Annotated in this window: 17 protein-coding genes; 6 read left to right on the top strand and 11 right to left on the bottom strand. The window is 61.3% G+C overall.

The genetic code is table 11. The features are described 5' to 3' along the window. Positions 1-43 precede the first annotated feature (43 nt). From ACYVGC_RS12090 to ACYVGC_RS12050, 9 genes are all read right to left on the bottom strand, one after another. Positions 44-763, bottom strand: coding sequence for a LytR/AlgR family response regulator transcription factor (locus ACYVGC_RS12090; RefSeq protein ID WP_460584086.1), 720 nt, complete (start codon positions 761-763; stop codon positions 44-46). After that, positions 754-1,869 carry a sensor histidine kinase gene (locus ACYVGC_RS12085; RefSeq protein ID WP_460584085.1) on the bottom strand — a complete coding sequence of 372 codons (1,116 nt, stop codon included), beginning with the start codon at positions 1,867-1,869 and terminating at the stop codon, positions 754-756. The genes ACYVGC_RS12090 and ACYVGC_RS12085 overlap by 10 nt, the downstream gene beginning before the upstream one ends. A gap of 95 nt (positions 1,870-1,964) precedes the next feature. Further along, positions 1,965-4,151: a peptidase domain-containing ABC transporter gene (locus ACYVGC_RS12080; protein WP_460584084.1), complete on the bottom strand. Its 2,187-nt coding sequence runs from the start codon at positions 4,149-4,151 to the stop codon at positions 1,965-1,967. 72 nt (positions 4,152-4,223) lie between these two features. Next, positions 4,224-5,171: an LLM class oxidoreductase gene (locus ACYVGC_RS12075; RefSeq protein WP_460584083.1), complete on the bottom strand. Its 948-nt coding sequence runs from the start codon at positions 5,169-5,171 to the stop codon at positions 4,224-4,226. Positions 5,172-5,234: 63 nt separating this feature from the next. Next, complete coding sequence (locus ACYVGC_RS12070; protein ID WP_460584082.1) at positions 5,235-6,239, bottom strand: hypothetical protein; 1,005 nt, start codon at positions 6,237-6,239, stop codon at positions 5,235-5,237. A 198-nt stretch (positions 6,240-6,437) separates the two neighbouring features. Further along, on the bottom strand, positions 6,438-7,661 hold the full coding sequence (locus ACYVGC_RS12065) for a glycoside hydrolase family protein (RefSeq protein ID WP_460584081.1): 1,224 nt from the start codon (positions 7,659-7,661) through the stop codon (positions 6,438-6,440). Next, positions 7,658-8,887, bottom strand: coding sequence for a glycoside hydrolase family protein (locus ACYVGC_RS12060; RefSeq protein ID WP_460584080.1), 1,230 nt, complete (start codon positions 8,885-8,887; stop codon positions 7,658-7,660). Before ACYVGC_RS12060 ends, ACYVGC_RS12065 begins: the two co-directional genes overlap by 4 nt. Then, on the bottom strand, positions 8,865-11,273 hold the full coding sequence (locus ACYVGC_RS12055; protein ID WP_460584079.1) for an outer membrane beta-barrel protein: 2,409 nt from the start codon (positions 11,271-11,273) through the stop codon (positions 8,865-8,867). The genes ACYVGC_RS12060 and ACYVGC_RS12055 overlap by 23 nt, the downstream gene beginning before the upstream one ends. Positions 11,274-11,692: 419 nt before the next feature. After that, on the bottom strand, positions 11,693-12,535 hold the full coding sequence (locus ACYVGC_RS12050; protein WP_460584078.1) for a Rossmann-fold NAD(P)-binding domain-containing protein: 843 nt from the start codon (positions 12,533-12,535) through the stop codon (positions 11,693-11,695). Positions 12,536-12,636: 101 nt separating this feature from the next. Between ACYVGC_RS12050 and ACYVGC_RS12045 the strand changes: the two genes are divergently transcribed. From ACYVGC_RS12045 to ACYVGC_RS12035, 3 genes are all read left to right on the top strand, one after another. Next, the gene (locus tag ACYVGC_RS12045) at positions 12,637-12,930 is read left to right on the top strand and encodes a hypothetical protein (protein ID WP_460584077.1); all 294 of its coding nucleotides are present in this window, start codon (positions 12,637-12,639) and stop codon (positions 12,928-12,930) included. A gap of 471 nt (positions 12,931-13,401) precedes the next feature. Further along, positions 13,402-15,987 (top strand): YfhO family protein, encoded by a 2,586-nt coding sequence (locus ACYVGC_RS12040; RefSeq protein WP_460584076.1) that lies wholly within the window; start codon positions 13,402-13,404, stop codon positions 15,985-15,987. Between the two features lie 139 nt (positions 15,988-16,126). After that, positions 16,127-17,032 (top strand): 1-aminocyclopropane-1-carboxylate deaminase/D-cysteine desulfhydrase, encoded by a 906-nt coding sequence (locus tag ACYVGC_RS12035; RefSeq protein ID WP_460584075.1) that lies wholly within the window; start codon positions 16,127-16,129, stop codon positions 17,030-17,032. Positions 17,033-17,049: 17 nt separating this feature from the next. Here ACYVGC_RS12035 and ACYVGC_RS12030 read toward each other — a convergent pair whose 3' ends face one another. Then, positions 17,050-18,270, bottom strand: a complete 1,221-nt coding sequence (locus ACYVGC_RS12030) for a hypothetical protein (protein ID WP_460584074.1) — start codon at positions 18,268-18,270, stop codon at positions 17,050-17,052. 104 nt (positions 18,271-18,374) lie between these two features. Between ACYVGC_RS12030 and ACYVGC_RS12025 the strand changes: the two genes are divergently transcribed. Next, complete coding sequence (locus ACYVGC_RS12025; RefSeq protein WP_460584073.1) at positions 18,375-19,010, top strand: DUF4230 domain-containing protein; 636 nt, start codon at positions 18,375-18,377, stop codon at positions 19,008-19,010. Positions 19,011-19,112: 102 nt separating this feature from the next. Here ACYVGC_RS12025 and ACYVGC_RS12020 read toward each other — a convergent pair whose 3' ends face one another. Beyond that, entirely contained in the window at positions 19,113-19,601 is a 489-nt protein-coding gene (locus tag ACYVGC_RS12020) for a regulatory protein RecX (protein WP_460584072.1), read from the bottom strand. 139 nt (positions 19,602-19,740) lie between these two features. Here ACYVGC_RS12020 and ACYVGC_RS12015 point away from each other — a divergent pair, with 139 nt between their 5' ends. Then, positions 19,741-20,595, top strand: a complete 855-nt coding sequence (locus tag ACYVGC_RS12015) for a DMT family transporter (RefSeq protein ID WP_460584071.1) — start codon at positions 19,741-19,743, stop codon at positions 20,593-20,595. Between the two features lie 96 nt (positions 20,596-20,691). Beyond that, the coding region (locus tag ACYVGC_RS12010; protein WP_460584070.1) for a ferritin-like domain-containing protein at positions 20,692-21,377 on the top strand (686 nt) is incomplete at its 3' end.

The raw sequence follows: 21,377 nt of genomic DNA, 5'->3' as shown, positions 1-21,377 counted from the left end.
CCTGCCTTAGTTATTGACCCAGCCCGATGGGTGCGGCGAATGGCTAAAGCAGACCTTTTTCGGTCATCTTCCGGATAGTCTCCCGGTAGTTTACGCCAATGGGAAGTTCGGCATTCGTCACGGTCTCAATGACGTTGCCATTGATAGCCCGAATGGCCGCTTTCTGCACGATATACGAGCGGTTGACGCGCATAAAGCTGGCGTCATCCAGCATGCTTTCCATCTTGGTCATGGTCATGTGCGTGATAATAACCTTGGCCTTGGTGTGGATTTTGAGGTAGTCCTTCATGCCCTCCACGAATAATATATCGTCGACGGCCACCCGAATAAATCGTTTGTTTTCTTTGATGAGTAGCATGCGCTGAAGCTCCGACACCTCAGGCAGCGAAGTGCCTATTTTGTCGCGGGCCTTGTTGATGGCTTTCACAAAGCGCTCAAATACAATGGGTTTGAGGATAAAATCGGCCACGTTGTGCTCGAAGCCTTCGAGGGCGTACTCCGAGTAGGCCGTGGTGAGAATAACGGCGGGCTGAAAGCTGGAGAAGGTCTTCAGAAACTCGATACCATTCATCTCCGGCATGTTCACGTCGAGCAGGATGATGTCGGGGCGCAGGTCTTCCAGCCGGCTCAAGGCCTCCACCGCACTATCAAAAATGGCAATCAGCTCCAGAAAACCCAAGCGGCTCGTGTACTTCTGCATCAGGTCCTGGGCCAGGGGCTCGTCATCGATAATGACGCAGGACAGCCGTTTCTCTATTGCCATATGCGGAGCATGACTTCGTATTGCGTCTCGGTGTGACTGATTTGGAGCGAGTGCGCGTTGGGGTACAGGATGTTGAGGCGGCGGCGCGTGTTCTTGATGCCGATGCCTTCGGTGGTTTCTTCGCCGGGCCGGGCTGACTTCGAGTTGGCCACCAAGAAGCAGAAGTCGCCGTTTTCGTCGCGGTAGGCCTGAATGCGAATCCAGGCCTTTTTGAGCAGCTTATCGACGCCGTGCTTGATGGCGTTCTCGATAAAGTTGATGAGTAGCAAGGGCGGAATGCGCTGCGAGCCAAGCTGATGCGAGATACTAACGTCTACATCGAGCCGGCGGCGGTGCCGGATGCTTTGGATTTCGAGGTAATTCTGGATAAACGCCAGTTCCTTGTCAATCTCGACCTCCGTGGTGGCCGAGTCGTAGAGGGCGTAGCGCATCATGTGCGAGAGCGACAGCACAATGGAGGCGGCCGTTTTGTCTTTGTCTTCAATCAGTGAGTAGACACTGTTGAGGGTATTAAACAAAAAATGCGGATTTATTTGCGACCGCAGAAAATCCAGTTCCAGCTTCAGGTTGTCTTTTTCGAGGGCAATACTGCGAATGCGGGATTGAAATATCGTGCGGAAAATCTTGACGGTGAACGGTATAAAGAACGCAATGATAAGCTGAATACCGTGCAAATACAAGATGCCCGGGTCGTAGATAAACGTCCAGGGCCCGCGGCGCGAAATGCTGGCCACCAGGTTGTGGAAGTAGGGCGGCATATCGGGGTAGGCCACCGCAATGTAGTTGTAGAGGTAGTAGGCCAGCAGGCAGTAGCCCACCATGGAGAGCAGCATGATGCCGCCCACGGCCAGCCAGGTGAGCGATGTGTAGCGTCGTGCATCAATGAAGTAGGAAACCAGGTAGAAAGTGACCAGCACGCACACGTTGCGGCTCAGGGCGAGCAGGGTAGTTACCTCGGGGTGCTTGTTGCCGCTCAGCCACCGGCTCTGAAACACAAACCAGTAGTAGGCCACCACCCAAAAAACCACGTGCAGCAGCACCGTGGCGCGCCGGTCGGTGTTGGTGCCGGACAGCAGAGCAGATAGCCCGCGTGATTTATTGAGCATGGGAAAAACAGCTGCCTCGGCACTGGCAGCGCGAATGGTATTGGGTGCTACAAGTTATAACAAAGCTCGAATACTTACTTACTGACAGGCGCAAGTTAGTTGCCGAGCTCCAATTGGTTGCGTACTAAGTGGTAGTAGGGGCCCTGGCGCTGCACCAGCTCCTCATGGGTGCCGCGCTCGGTAACGGTGCCTTTTTGCAGCACAATAATCTGGTCGGCGTGCTTAACCGTGCTCAGGCGGTGGGCCACCACCACCACGGTGCGGCCCTTGAAAAACTGGTTGAGGTTTTCCATTATCACCTTCTCGTTGTTGGCATCGAGGGCGTTAGTGGCCTCATCCAGAAAGATATAGCTCGGATTTTTGTAGATAGCGCGGGCAATGAGGATGCGCTGCTTCTGGCCCTGGCTGAGGCCGTTGCCCTCGGCCCCGATTTTGGTATTGAGACCCAGGGCCGACGTTTTGACAAAGTCCTCGATGTTAGCCATGCGAATGGCGTGCAGCAGCCGGCGCGGGTTTTTGTCCTCACTGCTCACCATAATGTTGTTGGCAATGGTATCAGAAAAGATGAAGCCATCCTGCATCACTACGCCGCAATCTTTGCGCAGGGCCGCGTGCGAGAGGCTGTTGTAGTCGGTGTCCTCGATGGCAATGCGCCCGGTTTCGGGCTGCTGAATCTTGAGCAGCAGCTTCAGCACCGTGGTTTTGCCGCTGCCGCTGTCGCCCACAATGGCCGTTACCTTGCCCTGCGGAATGTCCAGGGTCAGGCCTTGCAGCACGGCCTTGTTGCCGGCCCCCGGATACGTGAAGCCCACGTCGCGCAGGGAGATGGACTTATCGTCGGGCAACGTGGTGAGCAGCATTTTATCCTCGGGCTCCTCGTCCGTCACGCGGTGCACGTCGTTGAGGCGGTCCACGCTGATTTTGGCATCCTGCGCACTCTGGGTGAACTGGATAAGCTGCTCGACGGGCAAGTTGAGCTGCCCCACAATGAACTGAATAGCCAGCATTTCGCCCAGCGAGAGCGTGCCTTGCAGCACCGCCTGCGCGGCGTAGAAGATGATGAGAATATTCTTGGTCTGGTTAATAAAAAAAGCCCCCACCTGCTGGTACTGGCTCAGCGAGAGCGACTCGGTATTGTAGTGAAACAGCTTGGCCTGAATGCGCTCCCACTCCCAGAGCTTGTAGCTGCCACAATCGTTGAGCTTAATCTCGTGCACGCCGTTGATGAGCTGCATCATGTTGTTGTGCGAGCTGCTGCTCACATCGAAGCGCTTGTAGTCCAGCTGCTTGCGAAACCGCAGAAAGAACACCACCCAGCCCATATATAACAAGCTGCCCGTGAGGAAGATAGTGAAAATGGTGCGGTTGAAGCTAAACAGCACGCTACCAAACACCGCCAGGCTCACCAGCGAAAACAGCGTGTTGAACAAGGTGCTCGTGAGAAACAGTTCGATGCGCCGCTGGTCGTTGATGCGCTGCATGATGTCGCCGCTAATGCTGGCATCAAAAAACGACAGTGGCAGGCGCAGCAGTTTCATCAGGAAATCGGACAAAATCGCGATACTGATGCGGGTGCTGATGTGGAGCAAAATCCACCCCCTGATAAACTCTACGGCCGTTTGGCCCACCGACAGCAGCAGCTGCCCCGCCAGCACCGCATAAATGAAATGCACATCGCGCGTGCTGATGCCAATATCAACAATGGCCCGGGTGAAAAACGGCAACAGGCCCTGAATAAGGGCCCCCACCAGCATGCCCAGCACCAGCTGCGCAAACAAGCGGCGGTGGCTGCGCAGGTAAGCCAGCACCTTGGCCAGCCCAATAGAGGAATCGATTTCCTCCTCTACTGAGTAGAAGGAAGGCGTGGGCTCGATAAACAGCACAATGCCCTCCTCGGTCGTGTTTTCGCCGATGCGCCACTTCTCCAGAAACTCCTTTTTTTGGTACGAGAGCAGCGTGCGGCTGGGGTCGGCCACGTACACCCGCCCGCGCTTCACCTTGTAGATAACTACGAAGTGGTCCTGGTTCCAGTGGGCAATGCAGGGCAGGTTGGTGGTGCGCTGCAACGAGTCGAAGCTGACCTTGGCCCCCACGGTGCGAAAGCCAATTTGCTCGGCGGCCTTGCTAATGCCCAGCAGCGACACGCCGCTGCGGCTGCGGCGGGTTTTTTGGCGCAAGGTTTCCAGGCTGAAGTTTTTGCCGTAGAACCGCGCAATCATGCGCAGGCACGTCGGCCCGCAGTCCATGGACTCCAGCTGCCGGTAGTGAGGGAAAGCGGCCATAAAAAGAGCGTAAAATATTTTCAATCAATACCTTATCAGCAATACATTAGTAGCCAATGCGCTAGCTACCGGCTAGGCTACCGGCTTGGCAATAGGCAGCAGGGTACGGTTTTGCAGGCCAAACGCCTCGCTCCACAGCTCCAGGGCCAGGGCGCGGTCTTTGGGCCGCAGGGCCACGTTGTGAATGATGATTTCGTCGTAGCCGTAGTCGGCCTGGTATTGCAGGGCCGTTTCGTGAAACTGGGCGGGCGTGCCCACAATGTTGAAGTCGTAGCCTTCTTCGCGCAGGTTCACGGCGGCGCGGGCCTTGGCCGTGGTGTGGTGCACCACCCCCGAAATAACCAGGTTGGTATGCGGATACCGCTGGTGGCGAGCATAATACGCTTCCTTAAACGCCAGCAGCGCCTCCTTGTGAAAGCCCCGGTCAGCCCCCTTGTGGAAGATGGAGCGCGAAAGGTGCAGCTGGTAATCCAGGGCTCGCTGCAAGCTCTTGCCCATGTTGGTGGTGAGGGCCCAGGTGGCGGGCAGGCTGCCCTTGTAGGGGGGCAGCACGGTGCCGGCTTGCAGCAGCTCGTCCTCCTGCTGAAAGCAGTGGAACAGCTTCGCCAAGTTTTGCTCAAAGGCCTGGGGCATATTGAGCTGGGCTACGCCGGTGGCTAGCTCGGCCACGGCGGGCATGACGCCGCTGTTGGCCAGGCCCAGGTCGATGCGGCCCGGAAACAGGTTGTGCAGCAGCTTGTACTGGCCCGCCACGTGGTAGGGCTGGTGAATGCCCAGCAGCACCCCCGCCACCCCCACCTTGATGCGGCTGGTCATGCCGGCCAGCAGCGGTAGCAGAATGGTGGGGTTGGTCCAGGCTTGCCGCGGGGCCGCAATGTGGTGCTCGCTGAGCCAGAAGCGCGAAAAACCCAACTGGTCGGCCCGCCCCGCGTAGTCGAGCAAGTCGTTGACGCGCAACAGGCTATTCATGGAAGCCCGGCGCACGCCGAAGTCCAGCAGGCCGATAGCTAGCTTTTTCATGGAGCAAGAGAGTGGAAAAGGAACGGGTTGGAAAGGAGAGTAGGTAGTAGCGGCGGGGCCGCCTCACGGCGTGAGGCGGATGCGGTTGCCCAGCCAGTCGGAGTAGTTGGCGTCGGAGAACTGCTTGACTTGGGCGGTGAGCTGGGCATCGTGCGGGCGCTGCTGCCGAATGCTCCAGCTCACCTGGGCCAGCAGGTTGACCTTGTAGATGTCGTAATCGCGGGTGATGGCGGGGTCGGTGAGAAAATCCAGCGTGTTGTCGAGAAACGCCCGCAGGCCTTCTTCCTGGTAGGAGGCCTTGGCGTGCATCCAGTTGTAGAGCACCACGCGGTTGTAGGTTTCGGCCTCCATTTCGTGCAGCAACTGCTTGAAAAAGAACTGGTAGTAGTAGGCATTGCCATACTGCTCGTGGGCCATGAGCAGCGTGTTCTGCCGGGCCAGCTGGCCAAAAAGCTGGTCGAGGCAGCTTTCTTGCAGCACGCGCACCTCGCCCACGGCCGGGCCCGGCCAGTCGTCGATGAGCAGGTCGGTGGCCCGGCCCGAATACGTGAAAACCAACGAGTTGCGCAATAAATGGTGCGCCCGCTCCAGGGCTTGCTGCTTGTATAGCACAGTGGTCACATTAAAAAGCTGCCCAATGCGCCAGTACAGAAAAACGGCATAGCCCCGCCGCTCCAGGTCCGCGCTGATGCGGAAGCCTTCCCGCAACACCTCAATGGCCTGCTCGCCGCGCTGCACTTTGTAGTAGTAGTTGCTCCAGGCTCCGGCTCGCGACAGCAGCACGAAGGCCGACGCCTCGGCGGGCAGGCTGCGCAGGCGCTCGTCGCAGTGCAGCAGCTGGGTTTCGGCGGCGGGCAGCTGGTGGGAACGGCACAGCTCCACGGCCTGGTAGTAGCTGTTGACCAGGTCGGCGGCCTGGTCGATGCTTTCGGCTGCTACCCGCGCGCGCAACTCGTTTTTTACCAACGCCCCGAATAAGCCTTCGGAGCTGATGCTGGTACCCTTGGGGGCGACGTGCTTATCCAGCGTCACCAGGTGTTCGACAAAGGCTGACAGACAGTTATCCATGGGCAAGAGGTTTTGCAAGGGCCTTGAGGTGACGTAAAACACGGCATTTGCGGGTTGGTAATTTTGGATTTTCGACCAATTGACGCTTAGCAATTCGACCAAGTAGCGCCGGGGGCAGACGTGCTGGCCGGCGGCGCTACTTGGTCGAATTAGCTGGGTGTTTTAACAGAGCCGGGAGCTTCGGCTTGGGGCAGCGGCCTACAGCAGAAATAGCTCGGGCCAGGCCAGCGGCGCATCCAGCTCCTCGGTGAGGAGGACCAGCAGCAGCCCGGGCAGCCCCATAAGCAAGCCCGAGCTTTGGAAAGCGGTATCAACCTGAGCATAGGTGGCCGGCAGCTGCGCCAGGGTGCGCTGCACCCAGTAGGCCTGGGCCTCGCGGTAGCACGGCAGGGGCTGCAACTGGTGCAGGCGCCGGTAGCACAGCGCCAGGCTACTGGAGCCGTGGCAGAGGTGCGGACTATCGACGCCCGACTCGGCTTCGGTGCGGCGCGTGCAGCTATACTCGCCCACGCGGTGGGCAATGGCCAGCAGCTCGGGCCGGCCCAGCACTTGGTGGGCCCGGTAGAGCACCTGCACCACGTTGAGGTCGCCGTAGCACCAGCCCATGCGGGTGCCGTAGCACTGGCGGTTGCGCGCATCGTGCAGGGGCAGGTCGTCGTGGTGCCGCAGCGGGAAGTGTGACAGGCGGCCTTTAGCGGGCTCGGGGGTTATTTCGAGGCCCAGCAGATAGGTAAGCATGCGGTCGACCAGGGTGGTGAGCTCGGGTTGGAGCAGCCCGGTTTCGTGCAGCTGCAGCAGCACCAATAGTAGGCCGCAGTGCCCGTGGGCCAGCCCGATGTTGAGCTCGTCGCTGCCGTTGGCGCGGTTGATGTGGGCGTTGTAGAAGCGAACGCCGCGCTCGTCTTCGATTTTGGTTTGCAGCAGCGCATCGAGTAATTGGTGCAGGTAACCGGCCACCTGGGGCCGGGCGGCGGCCCGGGTACCCAGGTAGTGCATGGCCCCGGCCGCCCCATACAGAAAGTCGGTGTTGCGCGCCCGCAGGTACGTCAGGGCATGCTTGAAGATGAGGTCATCGAACTGAGCCAACGTTTCCTCGCCCAGGTCAATCTCCACAATATCATCGCGTTGCAGCAACTGCAGCACGTAGCCAAGCTTGGGCAGCAAGCCGGGCTGGGTTAGCAGCGAGGCGGTACGGGGGTCTTGCAGCTTGCCGAGCACGTTATCCAGCGCGCCCATCATGCGCTTCCAGTGGTCGTCGTCGCCGGTGAGTTTGTAGGCGTAGGCGTAGGCGAGCACGTGGCCCACCTGCCCACTGTAAAAGGTGACGTCGTCCGCGTTGGCGGGCAGGGTGCCGAGCAGGCGCAAGCCGCTGAGAATAGCGTCGGACAAGGCCGAGGTGGGGACAGCAGGGGCAGCAATCATACGTAGGAAGGGTAGCCGAGTAGCGGCAGTGGATTAATGGTGTCCAGTTCAAATTCGAGTAGCACCAGGCCCAGCCCCGCCAGCCCCTCAAACAGGGAGTAGTGGGCGCTGGGCACATGCTGATTGTAGTGGCCCTGGTAGCCCGCTACTTGCCCGGGGTGCTGGCTCAGTTCCTGGGCCTGGTCGTACCAGTAGGCCGCCGCCTCACCGAATACCAGCTGGCCAGGCTCCGCTTCCTGCAAATACTTGAAAAACAAGGCGTTGCCACTAGCCCCGTAAATCAGCGACGCATCGAAGACGTTGCAGTGGGCGGGGTCGCGGCGGGCGGCGGCCTGCGTGAGGGTGCGCAGGGCGTGCTGCCGCAGCCCAGCGTCGGCCAGGGCGTGGGCCGCTTGCAGCAGCGCGTAGCCAATACCCAGGTCGCCGTAGCAGAGGTTGAGGGTATTCGACGGGCCGGGCTGGCCCACAATGTCGGGGTACTGGTTGTGGCCGGTGCAGGCGTGCGGCAGGGTGAGGTAGCGCGCGGCCCCGGCTAGGGCTTGCCGCAGCTCGGCCCGGCGGTAGCCCACCTCAGTAGCCAGCAACTGCGTGATAAACAGCAGGATGCCGGCCAGGCCGTGGCTCCAGCCCAGGTACACCTGGCGCTTGCCAAAAATGCCCGAGTACCAGTAGCCCGCCTCGCCATTGGGCTGCGGCTGGTAGTCGCGCAGCAGGGTATCCACTACCAGCCGCAGCGGCGCCAGGCTGGCCGGGGCCGAGTGCCGGCGCGCCAGAAAGTACTGGGCCAGCGGCAGATACCCTATAAACGGGTCGAACTGCTGCTGCTGGGTTAGCACCGCCAGGCCGTGGCCCACCCGCAGGTCTACTTGCGCCAGCAGCGGGTCAAAGCTTTCGTCGAGGTAGTCCTGCTCGCGCAGGTACAGCAGCACGGAGCCAAACTCGGCCAGCTCGCGGTAGTAGGTAACGCACGGGGCCAGGGTAAGAAAGTGCCCCACCGCCATGTGCAGCAGCCGCTGGGCAGCCTCGGCCGACTCTACATTTTCGGTGTGGGCCGCGTGGGCATACAAGAACAGAAACGGCCCCAGCTGCCCACCCGAAAAGCCGGGGCGGTCGGACAGCGGCTGCGGCTGCTGCAGATGCGCCACAATCTCGGCCAGCTTGGCGCGGGGCGCGGGGCGGGCGGGGGCCCCGGCCAGCGGCGGGCTACTTGATGCGTCCTTCTTCATCGCCGGTCACGTTACGGTTTTTATTGGTAGCCTTTACCTTCTGGTTGCCAAGCTGATAAGTGAGCGTGACCGAGAAGAAGCTGGAGTCCCAGCGGTAGGTGTCGCGGCTGCGCAGGTTGTCGAGCTGCAGGATGGAGACGGCGCGCGCCGTGCGCAGTACATCGTTGTACACTGCGCGCATGGCCAGCCGGTTGTCCAGAAATTTCTTCTGCGCCCCCAGGTTCAGCGAGTATTGCCCCTGCTGCCGGGTCACGCCGTTGGGCATGGCGCTTTGGAAATAACCCGACAGGCTCAGGTGCCAGTCGTGCGGGAGGCTAAGGTCGTTGGATATGCCGTACACCCCCGACCAGCCCTGCACCGTGCGCGGCGCACTGGCCACCGAGTGCAAAAAGTACGTAGTGTAGTTGGCATTCAGCGCGTTGGTGATAGTCCACCACTTCCAGGGCGAGAAGGGGGCCGTGGCCGTGAGCGACCACTGGCGCTGGCTGTCCAGGTTGCGGGCCTGGGTTTGGGTTACCAGCGAGCCAGGGTTTTCGCGCTGGGTAACCCAGGAAATCACGTCGTTGGTCTGAGAAAAGCCGGCGGCCAGCACATAGGCGCTGTTGACGGTGTAAGTCAGGTCAACCGAGTGGCTGTAGGCGGGCTGCAAAAAGGGGTTACCCTGCGTATACGTATACACATCCTGAAAATAGATAAACGGGTTTAAATCCTGGTAGCTAGGCCGTTGAATACGGCGGTTGTAGGCCAGGCTGAGGTAGTCGTCCTTGCTCACGGCCTGGCTCAGCAGCAGCGAGGGAAAAAGGCTGGTGTAGTTGCGCCGGGTTTGCACCCCGGTGGTTATCAGCTGCCCCAGGGAGGCGGTGTGCTCCAGCCGCAACCCCACGCGGTACTCCAGCTGGCGGCGCTTGCCGGCGTAGGTGGCGTAGGCGGCCGTGATATTTTCCTGATAGGTAAAGAAATTGGTACGATTCACGTCGTTTTGCCATTCGCCGTAGTGCAGCAGTTCGTAGCGGGCATCGTTGGCCGAGCTCACGTAGCTGTACTTGGTACCGGCTTGCAGGGTGCCGCCCCGCAGCCGCCGCTCGTAGTCGACCTGGCCAGCTACAATAGCAATATTAGTTGGCAAATAATTGTGCAGCTGCAAGTTAAGCCCCGGTACCACGCCCTGCGCAGTGACGAAGTCATTGACAATGCGGTTGTCGCCCGCCGACCGGTAGTTGGAGTAGTCCAGGTCAGCCGTGAGCGTACTCGTAGAATCGAGCACCTGCCGCAGGCCCAGGTTGCTGGCGTACTGCGTGGAGTGGTAGCGGGTGTTGGTAAAGCTGGTCAGGGTAGAGTCGGGCGCAGTGGGGTAGTGCAGCAGCTGCGTGGCCGCATCGGTGGTGCTGGTGCGGTCGGTGCGCAGGGCCCGCAGGTAGAGGTTGAGGCTGGTTTTGGGGCTAAGCTGCCAGTCAAGCCCCGCCTTGGCATTGTGCGCATACTGGCGCGTGGGCTTCACCGACGTGAGCAAGTGGGTGGCCAGCACGGGGCCGTCGGTGCCGCTGAGGTAGTCAATCTGCGCTTGGTCGGAGGTCACGGTTTGGCGGCCCGAGAAGGTGTAGCCCCCGTAGAGCGACACGGCCCCTTGCTTGTGGTTGAGCGAGAAGCCGGCCGTTTGGCGGCTGTTGGTGGTGCCGCCGCCGCCCAGGGTGAGGCTGCCCTTGGTGCCGTTTTGCAGGCTCCTTTTGGTCACGATGTTGACAATGCCCCCCGGCCCTTCGGCGTCGTACTTAGCCCCTGGGCTCGTAATCAGCTCTATCTTCTGCAAGTCCTGGCTGGGCAAGCCTTTCAGAAACACGGCTAAGTCGCTGCCCGACATGTAGGTACGCTTGCCATCTACCACCACCACCGTGCCCTTGCCATTGAGCGAAATGCTTTCGGAGCGCGGGTCTACGTACACGCCGGGGGCTTTTTGCAGCACTTCCAGCGTGGTGTAGCCGGCGGCCAGGGGCGTGCTGGCCACGTCCATCACCAGGCGGTCGGGCAGCTGGGTAATGCGGGGGCGGTTGGCGGTTACCTGCACCTCGCCCAACTGCTGCGGCGCGGCCACCAGTTGCAGGTGCACGGGGGCCGGGGGCGGGCCCGCCCGCACTTCCAGCGGCTGGGTATGGGGCAGCAGGCCAATAAACGAGCCCCGCAGCCGGTAGCTGCCCGGCGCCACCCCGCGCAGCACAAAGGCCCCGCTGGCATCGGCCACCGTGGCCTGCACGCTGGTAGAGTCCTGCGGGCGCAGCAGCACCACGGTCGCAAACTCCACGGGCTGGTGAGTACTGGTGGTTACCGTGCCGCGCAGGTCTACTACCTGGGCCTGCAACAGCGACACCGTGTTCCACAGCAAGAAAGACAAGCAAGTAGTGCGTATCCACATAGCTTTAGTTGGCTTAGTACACCACTAAGTAAGAGGGACTGCCAAGCCATGGGAAATTTTTTCGACCAGCTTTCATCAGTCATAGACGTACTGAAGCCCGCCGGGCAATGGGGCTACTGCGCGGGGCACGTAAGGAGCAAGCAAGTACCTGCCATGGCTCTAAGCCAAATGCCAGGCTGGCCTACCGTATCAAGTAGGTCTTCGTACGCGCGGGCTACCTACGTCCTCCCCCACGCCCACCTTACCTATTCTATGGGCGGCCACTACCCATCCGGCCTCTTCCCGCAATGACGAAGGTGGCGCTAGAACAGCGCTAAAGTATACGCGGCCAACGTGTTAGCGCAAGCGCTAGTGCTTGCGCTAACACGTTGGCCGCGTTCAGTACCTTTTCTTCGCTGCTACGCTTCGTAATCGGTCGGCTCGCCGAGGTAGGCAAAATCGTCGATTTCCTTGCTGATGGCCGCAAACTTGTCGCGCACCAGCTTGTAGGCAAACGCGCCGAGCAGCAGGTGCACCGGGGGCTGGGGCAGGCGCACGAGCTGGTACATAGCCTCGGCGGCTTTCACGGGGTCGCCGGCCTGGTTGCCGTCGCGGCCCAGCGAGTTTTTCAGGCCCACGCCCACGGTGGCGGCGTAGTCATCAATTTTGGTTTCCGAATACGTGGCTGATTCGCCGGCCCACTTGGTGCGGAACGGGCCCGGCTCCACGTTGGTGACGTGGATGCCCAGTGGCGTGAGCTGCGCGGCCAGCGACTCGCCCAGCCCTTCGAGGGCAAACTTGGAACCGTTGTAAATACCGGCGTGGGCTAGGCCCAACATCCCGCCTACCGAGGTGACGTTGAGGATGTTGCCCGACTTGCGCGCCCGCATGTGCGGCAGCGCCGCCCGCACCACGCGTAGCGGCCCAAACACGTTCACGTCGAACTGGCGCTGGGTTTCTTCCTCCGTAATTTCTTCGATGCTGCCCAGCGAGCCGTAGCCGGCGTTGTTTACCACCACATCGAGGTAGCCGAAGGTGTCGATGGCCTGCTGCACGGCCGTTTTCACCTGCTCGGCGTTGGTCATGTCGGCCAGCACGCCCAGGCTGTGGCCCGGCTTCTTGTTGGTGAATTCGGCCACCTGCGCCGGCTGGCGGAAGGTGGCGGCCACGCGCTCGCCCTTGGCAAGCAGCAGCGTAGCCAGCGCCTCACCAAGGCCGGTAGATGCGCCGGTAATAAACCAGGTTTTTTGGGTATCAGCCATGAGAATGGGACTTGTGGAAGGAGGCGGTAAGACCCGCGGCGGGGGCAGATTGTTTAGCGATACTGCGCACCTGCCAGAGGCTGTTTACGCAGGTGGCTAGAATGCGCTCGTCATTAGAGCCATCGCAAGTAATCCTCCTTACTACTTTACCTTTACCTGCTAAAAAGCTGCTGCAGTTCCACTTCATGAATGAATTTCCGACACAGCCATCTCTGCAGCTTGCCACCGTTGTTGCAGTAGCTTTCCTGCTGTTGGGTATTTCGCTGCTCTTTGTCGGGCACCTATTTGCCCAACTGGGCTGGCACGATGCTTTTCGAGGTACGGTAACCGGCTTGGTCGTAATTGCCGCCGCAGTTTTGGGCTTCCTGGCTTTTTGCTTATCCAAATCCTTTTAGGTTAATAAGCAGCCCTTACCTGCTGGCACAAAGCGACTGTCCAGCAGCCTAACTCTATTTGTCAGGTTTTTCAGTCCTTATTACTTGTTGGCCGCTGGCTTATTTGCGTTAGTATGCACGTACTTCTCAGCCTACGCGGCGGATATTTTCTGGCCACTGTTTTTGTTTTTCCTGTTTCTACTCCTGCTGAGCTGTTACCTCAGCTTCAGAATTTGCGACGTTTTTGAAGGTCCCGATTCCTTTGTGACTTCCGGCTTTGGGTCAGTGAGCACCCTGCTCAAAACCGACCGCCTGGTCGTTAGCGATTACCTGCTAGTAGCCAGCCTGGGAAGCTCCGCCAAAACCTATTTTTATTTCCCAGCCCTGTCTTCCAGGCTGAGAAGGGGCTAGCACAGCTTGCGCCCGTATCTGCCATCCCCCGCCCCAGCGCTACCTTCGGGCTTCATTTGCCTACTCGTAGTTAAGCGCCCGATGGCCGTTTCCACTTCCTATTCTTCTCCTCCCGCGCCGCTGTGGCAGCGGGCCTGGCCGCACGTGCTGGCCGTGTTGTTCTTCGTGGTGCTGGCCGTGGCCTACTTCGCGCCCATCGTGTTCGACCACCAAACGCTGGCCCAGCACGACATCACCCAGTTTCAGGGGGGCGCGCGCGAAACCCAGGAGTGGGCCGCCCAGCACGGCCACGAGCCGCTGTGGACCAACTCCATGTTTTCGGGGATGCCCACGTACCTGATTTCCATTCACTTTCCCGGCGACCTGTTCGTGTACGTGCAGAAGGCCGTGGCGCTGGGTTTGCCCGGCGTAGTGAGCAATCTGTTTGTGGCGCTGCTCTGCGGCTACGTGCTGCTGGTGGCGCTGGGCGTGCGGCCGCTGGTGGCGGTGGCGGGCGCGGTGGCGCTGGGTTTTTCGAGCTATAACCTCGCCATTTTGGCGGCCGGGCACAACACCAAGTCGTGGGCCTTGGCCTACGCGCCGCTGGTGCTGGGCGGGCTGCTGCTGGCCTTCCGGCAAAACAAGTGGCTGGGCGCGGCGCTCTTCACGCTGGGCCTCACCATGAACGTGCGGGCCAACCACCCACAAATTACCTATTACCTTGGCTTACTGGTAGTTATCTACGGCATTATTGAGCTAGTGGCCGCCATCCGGGCCGGCCGCCTGGGCGATTTTGCGGGCCGCGTGCTGCTGCTGGGCGTGGGCGCGCTACTGGCCATTGGCGTCAGCTTTGGCCGCCTCTACACCACCTATGAGTATAGCAAATACAGCAACCGCTCGCCTTCGGAGCTGACGGCCCTGCCGGCTGCCCCCGGCCAGGCCGCCCCCAACGCCAAGCAGCAGGACCGCGACTACGCCTTCGCCTACAGCTACGGCGTGGGCGAAACCATGACCCTGCTGGTGCCCAACTTCTACGGCGGCAGCAGCGCCATGCCGCTGGGCAAAGACTCGCATATTGCCGCCGCCGGCCTGCCCGAGGAGTACCTCGCCAGCCTACCCACTTACTGGGGCGACCAGGCCTACGTGGCCGGCCCCGTGTACGTGGGCGTGGTGGTATGCTTCCTGTTTGTGCTGGGATTGTTTGTGGTGGATAAGCGCACGCGCTATTGGCTGCTGGCGGGCACGCTGGTATCGTTCGTGCTAGCCTGGGGCAAAAACTTTGAATCGATTAACAACCTGATTTTTGATTACTTACCGGGCTACCGCAGCTTCCGGGCCGTGAGCATGGGCCTGGTTATTGCCCAGCTGGCCATGCCGCTGCTGGCGGCGCTGGCGCTGGCGCGCATCCTGCGGCCGCGCGCGGTGCTGGTGCCCGCTGGCACCGCTCCAGCCACGGCTACCGAGCCCCTGCACCCCGCCCTGGCCAAGGCGGCGCGGGCGGCAGCCGGCGCCCCGGCCGTGGTGGTTGACTCGCCCGATAACCTCTTGCGCACCAAACAGTTGCTTTACGCCGGGGCCATCACGGCGGGCTTCCTGCTGCTGACCTGGGTGGCCAGCCTAAGCTTCGACTATGCCTCGCCGCAAGATGCCAGCCTCACGCAGGGCGGCTTCACGCCGCAGCTGATGAGTGCCCTGCGCGCCGACCGCGCCGACCTGCTACACAACGACATCTGGCGCGGGCTGCTCTTCGTGGGCCTCACGCTGGCCGCGCTCTACTTCTACCTGAAGGGCAAAATTGCTGCCACCCCGGCCGCCGCGCTCGTAGTGGCGCTGGTGCTGCTCGACCTCTGGACGGTGGACAAGCGCTACCTCGGCGAGAAGAATTTTCAGACCGAAACCATTGCCGAGAGCTTTCAGGAAACGCCGGCTGACAAGCAGATTTTGCAAGACAGCAGCGCCGATTTCCGGGTGCTCAACCTCGGCAACCCGTTCAACGAAGCCCGCACCTCCTACTTCCACCACAGCATTGGCGGCTACCACGGGGCCAAGCTGCGCCGCTACCAGGACCTGGTAGAGCGCCAGATTTCGCAGAACAACACCGGCGTGCTCAACATGCTGAACACCCGCTACGTGATAGTACCGCCCCAAAAGCAGGGCGAAACCGAGCAGGTGCAACGCAACCCCGGCGCCCTCGGCAACGCCTGGTTTGTGCGCGAGCTAAAGGCCGTGCCCAGCCCCGACGCCGAAATGGCGGCCCTCACCAACCTCAATGCCAAGCAGGTAGCGGTGTTCGACAGCCAGAAGTTTCCGGCCGTGAAGCCCGCCACCTACGCCGACTCGTCGGCTACCATTGCGCTCACCGACTATGCGCCCGACGCCCTCACCTACCGCTACTCGGCCGCTCAGCCAGCCACGGTGGTGTTCTCCGAAATCTACTACGCCGATGGCTGGCAGGCTACGATAGATGGCCAGCCGGCACCTCATTTCCGGGCCGACTGGGTGCTGCGGGCCATGCAGGTGCCGGCCGGCTCGCACGAGATTAAATTCGTGTTTGAGCCCAAGGAATACAAAATCGGCAACACGGTATCGCTGCTCTCCAGCATCGGCGTGCTGCTGGCCGTGGTGGCAGCCGGCGTGTTTGGCTTCCGTAGTAAGAACGACGAAGCTGGAGCAGACCGCGCAGCTTAGTACCATCTAGCGCAATTTGTGATTGCGAGCGCAACGAAGTGGAGCGCGGCAATCGCACCAGAACGACTAACCCAAACGTAACTATTTGCGCGGGTATCGTTTTGATGCGATTGCCGCGCTCCACTTCGTTGCGCTCGCAATGACAGCCGATTCTCCATTTCTTCAAGCCATTCCGCACCCTGCCGCCCAGCGGGCCGGCGTGCGCCTGCTGCTCTGGCGCGACGACCTGCGTTACCCTGACCTGCCCGGCAACAAGGCCCGCAAGCTGAAGTATAATCTACTGCAAGCTAGGAACGAAGGCCACGCGCACCTGCTCACCTTCGGCGGCGCGTACTCCAACCACCTGGCGGCCGTGGCCACCGCCGGCCGGCTCTACGGCTTTGCCACCACCGGCCTGGTACGGGGCGAGGCCCACGAGCCCCTCAACCCCACCCTGGCCCGCTGCCGCGCCGATGGCATGGCCCTGCACTACCTCGACCGCACCACCTACCGCCGCCGCGCCGAACCCGCATTCCTAGCCGACGTGCAGCAACAGTTCGACCCCGCCTACCTCATTCCCGAAGGCGGCACCAACATACTGGCCCTAAAAGGAGTAGCTGAGTTAATAGCCGAGCTGCGCCAGCACACCGACTTCGATGCCGTAGCCGTGGCGGCCGGCACCGGCGGCACGCTGGCCGGCCTTGTGCTGGGCCTGGCCGAGGAAAAATACCCCGCCCGCGCCCTCGGCGTGGTAGCCCTCAAAGGCGGTGATTTTCTGCGTACTGAGGTTGATGCGCTGACGCTGGCCGCCACCGGCCAGCCCCTACTCAATTACGAACTGCACACCGGCTACCACTTCGGCGGCTACGCCAAGCTGCCCCCCGAGTTGCGGGCGTTTATTCGACAATTTGAAGTGGATTACGGCGTGCTGCTGGACCCTATCTACACCGGCAAGCTGCTGTTTGGCGTGCTCGATTTAATTGAAAAAGGCCACTTTGCTGCCGGTAGCACCGTGGTGGCCGTGCACACCGGCGGCCTGCAAGCGTGGCAGTCAATGGGTGAATGAGCAACTGGGTGCGTTTGCTAAACAGCCTTCCCCTCCTTCACCCAGCCACCTATTGCCAGCGCCGCCAGCGCGAATACAAATGGCAGCACCGGGGCCAGAAAACGCACGTCGTAGTCGTCCACGGTGAACATGACCACGCCGGCTTGCAGCAGCGGCACGCCCGCCAGAAACGCCCGCGCCGGCCGCCATACTGCCGCCTGGCGCGCGCCGCGCACCGCCAGCCAGTAGAGCGGCCACAGCACTAATACGCTCATCAGGCGGTGGCCCAGCGAGTAATAGGGCTTGACGCTGCTGAAGAAAGCCAGTAGCCGGGCCAGCATCAGCTTACTCATAAACAAGGGGTTGTGGGCCGCAAAATACAGTGCCCGCGTCAGTTGGCCCAGGCCGGCAGGCGGCAGCACCAGCGGCCCGCTCGGGTGAATAGCCCACACCGGCGTGGCAAACATCACCTCGCCACGTTGGTACGTTTCGACGATTAAGAAGCTAACCAGCTGGTAGTTGAGCAGCGCCACCAGCAGCGGCAGCGCCAACACACCACCGCCCATCGCCACCCAAAACAGCCGCCGCCGCCCCGCGTAGAGCTGCACTAGGCCCGCCAGGCCCACCCCGACCGCCACCACAAAGCCGTTGGGCCGCACCAACGCCGTGAGCAGTAACAGCGCCGCCAGCAGGGCGCCCGCCCCCCAGCCGCCGCCGCGCACCCGCCCCAGCGCCCAAAACGACAGCACCGACAAGCTAATAAACAGCGACTCGGTGAGCAGGTAGCAATTAAACTGCTGAATATCAGGCCAGATAATGAACAAGCCCGCCGCCAGCGCCGCCGGGCCGGGCCGCCCGCCAGCCAGCCGCCGCACCGCCGCGTAGAGCGCGGCCGCCGCCAGCCCCGCAATGGCCAGCTGCCCCAGCACAATGCCCCACCAGCCAGCCCCCAGCCGTAGCCACACGCTCTCAAACCACGGGTAGAGGATGTAGCGCTGGTTGTGCACGTACTGGTAGTTGTCGCCGCCGTTGTTGGCGATGGTGGCCACCACCGCGCCGGGCTCCTGCTGGTAATAGCCGTGCTGGGCCAGGTTGGTGGCGTAGTTGAGGTAGCGGGCGCTGTCGTTGGCGTAGTGCGGGCCGTGAAACTTCACCAGGTAGGCGGCTTGCACCAGCAGCCACAGCCCCGCCAGCAGCCACCGGTGGCGGGGCCACCAGCGCCGCGTCAGGGTCAGAAAAGGGGAAACAAGCGCACGCATCACCCGCCAAAGCTACGCGCCGGCCAACCCCAGGCCGCGGTTTGGGGTATTAGCGACAAGCTCCGCCTCACTTGCTGGCCGGGGCCGGCTCACCTTCGCTCGCTATGCTGCCCCGCCTTATTCGCCGCCTCATTCCGTTGTTTATTCTGGTAGCGCTGGGCGTGTTTTTGTGGCAGAAAATTGCGCCCTCGCTGGCCGCCTTCAACCCACTGGCCCCGCGCGAGCCGCAGGTGACCGTGACCCACAACACGGTGCTCACCCAGGTAGAGGCCCTGGGTAAGCTGGAGCTGGTGCGCTACCGCTTCAAAGACGTGGTGGAGTACAAGCGAACCGCCAAGTACCCGTTTTTACCCGATGCCAAGGCCGCCCTCATCGTGGGTGGGGAGGCCGTGGGCTGCCTCGACCTGCGCAAAATCAGGCCCCAAGACGTGACGTTTGAAGGCGACTCGGTGGTGCAGGTTATCCTGCCCGACCCCGAACTGTGCGCCTTCCAGGTAGACCACAGCCAGAGCCGGGTTTTCAGCACCGAAAACGGCTTTTTTCAGGATGCCAGCCTTGTCGATGAGGCCTACCGCTACGCCGAAGCCCAGGTGCGCAAGTCGGCCCTGCAAAGTGGCATATTGGCCGAAACCCAGCGCAACGCCCAGCAAATACTGGTGCCCATGCTGCATACCCTCACCGGGCGGCGCGTGGTGGTGGGCCAGCGGTTGGTAGCGCCGGGGCCGGCCCGCAAGCTGTAGCCAGTAAAAAGTTAAAAGGGAAAAGTTAAAAGGGAAGAGTTAAAAGCCTTTCAGATTGACTTTTAACTCTTAACGCCTCCCTTTTAACTCTTTAGCCGGCACCTACTCGCTTAGCTCGCCCAGCGCCTCCTGAATAAGGTCCGACTCGTAGCCTTTTTGGATGAGGTAAGCGATGAGTTTCATCTTGCGCTTCATGGGGTGAGTTTCCTTTTCGCGGGCGTCGCGCTGGCCCAGCAGCTGCTTGAGTTTGTCGTAGTATTCGTCGCCATCCAGCTCCTTGAGGCCGCTTTTGATGCAGTACTCGCTCAAGCCTTTCGCCTTCATTTCCAGCTTGATGCGGCGACGACCCCAGCCGTTGGTGCGGTGCTTGCCGCGGGCGTACGACTGGGCGTAGCGCTCCTCATCGAGCAGCTTTTCGCGGCTGAGCCGGATGATGATTTCGCCGGCTTCGTCCTCGTCGAGGCCGTAGCTTTTGAGCTTTTCGGCCACCTCTTTGTGGGTGCGCTCCTGGTAGGCGCAGTAGGCGGCAATTTTGGGCAGGGCCTCGCCGGGCGTGTAGCTTTTGGAGGCTTTGTCGGGGTTCTTGAACATGGCGTAGGAACGGAGCGGCCGTAAAATACGGGAACGAAGCGGCGAGCGGCCCGTTGTAGAGGCAACCCACCGGCGCTAGCTAACGGCCGGCGGGGGCCAAACGTGCCGTTGCGCCGGGGCCGACCCCGTTTTTGCCCCTATGCCCATCTCGCCCGGAATCCGCTACATGCTGGCCTCCACGGCCCTGCTGGCCATCGTCAACGTAGCCGTGAAGGAGCTTGACGACCTGCCCACCGCCGAAATCATTTTTGCCCGCTGCCTCATCTCGCTCAGCCTCACGGTGTGGCAGTTGCGGCGCACGGGCGTGCCGGTGTGGGGCCCGGCCCCCGAGCGGGGCAACTTGCTGGGGCGTGGCGTGTTTGGGGCCGGCTCGCTGGTGCTGGGCTTTCTGGCCCTCAAGGCGTTGCCGCTGGGCGGGGCCAGCGCCCTCAGCTACCTGGCGCCGGTGGTAACGGCGGTGGCCGCCATTTGGCTGGTGGGCGAACCGCTAAAACCCTGGCAATGGCTATTTTACGCGCTGGCCGTGGCGGGCGTGCTGCTGGCCAAGGGCACGGCAGGGCTGCTATCAGCGGGCGTGCTGCTGGGCGTGGGGGCGGCCGTGTCGTCGGGCCTGAGCAGCGTGTTTTTGCGCCGGGTCAAGGACGATGTGCCGCCGTTGGTGCCGGTTTTTTACTTCAACCTGGTGCCGCTGGCTATCTCGGCCGTCTGGATGCTGTTTGATTTGCAGTGGCCCCAGGGCACCGACTGGGCCTGGCTGGCGCTGGCGGGCGGGTTTACCCACGTGGCGCTTTGGTGCGTCACGCGTGCCTTCAACGAACACCAGGCCAACTACTTAGCTACCCTCGATTACCTAGGGCTGATTTACGCCACGGCCTTGGGCTACTTCGTGTTTGGCGATGCCATCAAGCCCACCGTGTACCCCGGCATTGCGCTGGTGCTGCTGGGTGTGGGCCTCAACGCCTGGTACACGGGCCGGCAGGAGAAGCAGGGCTAAGTGAGCAGGAATTTATTTTAAGGCCTCCTTCTATTTAGCTACTTGTGCTACTGTACATTTGAAGAGTTGTTGCCCCCCTTTCATTTTGCAGTTTTTATGACTTCTTCCCTACCAGGTATTCGGGTACAGCCCGCAGGTAATGCGCCCTCCCGGCGTTCGTTTTTGCGCTATACCGGCGCTAGCGCAGCCCTTGGCAGCCTGTGGCTGGCCAGCTGCAAAAAAGACAATGAGCCAGTTGCCCGGCCCACTATCACCAGTTTCACGCCTACCAGTGGCATGGCGGGAACTACCGTTACCGTTACGGGCAGCCGCTTCACGGGGGCTACTGCCGTGCAGCTAGGTGGGGTCAGCACATCGTATACTGTGCTGAGTGATACCAGCCTTACGTTTGTGGTGCCCACCGGGATTTCGAGTGGCCTTATCGTAGTAGGTACGCCCAGCGGCCCCGTTTCTACGGCCGACCCCTTTATCGTTACAACTACGCCCGTTCTAACTGCAGTAAACGTAGGCACTGGTGACGTTGGCGTCCTCAACTACGCGTATGCCTTGGAGCAGCTCGAAGCCGCTTTCTACACTACCCTGCGCACCGGCACCTACTATACAGGGCTATCAGCCACCAGCGCCGAGCGCCAGATTTTGGATGACCTGTACTACCACGAGGTTATTCACCGCGACTTCTTCAAGACCGCTATCACGGCCGCTGGTGCTACGCCCATCAAGGCGCTGACACCCAACTTCGCAGCCATCAACTTCAACGACCGTACGTCAGTACTGAGCACGGC

The organism is Hymenobacter arcticus (assembly GCF_054779975.1).
The sequence above is the reverse complement of the archived record's forward strand: the minus strand, read 5'-3'. Positions and strand labels throughout refer to the sequence as shown.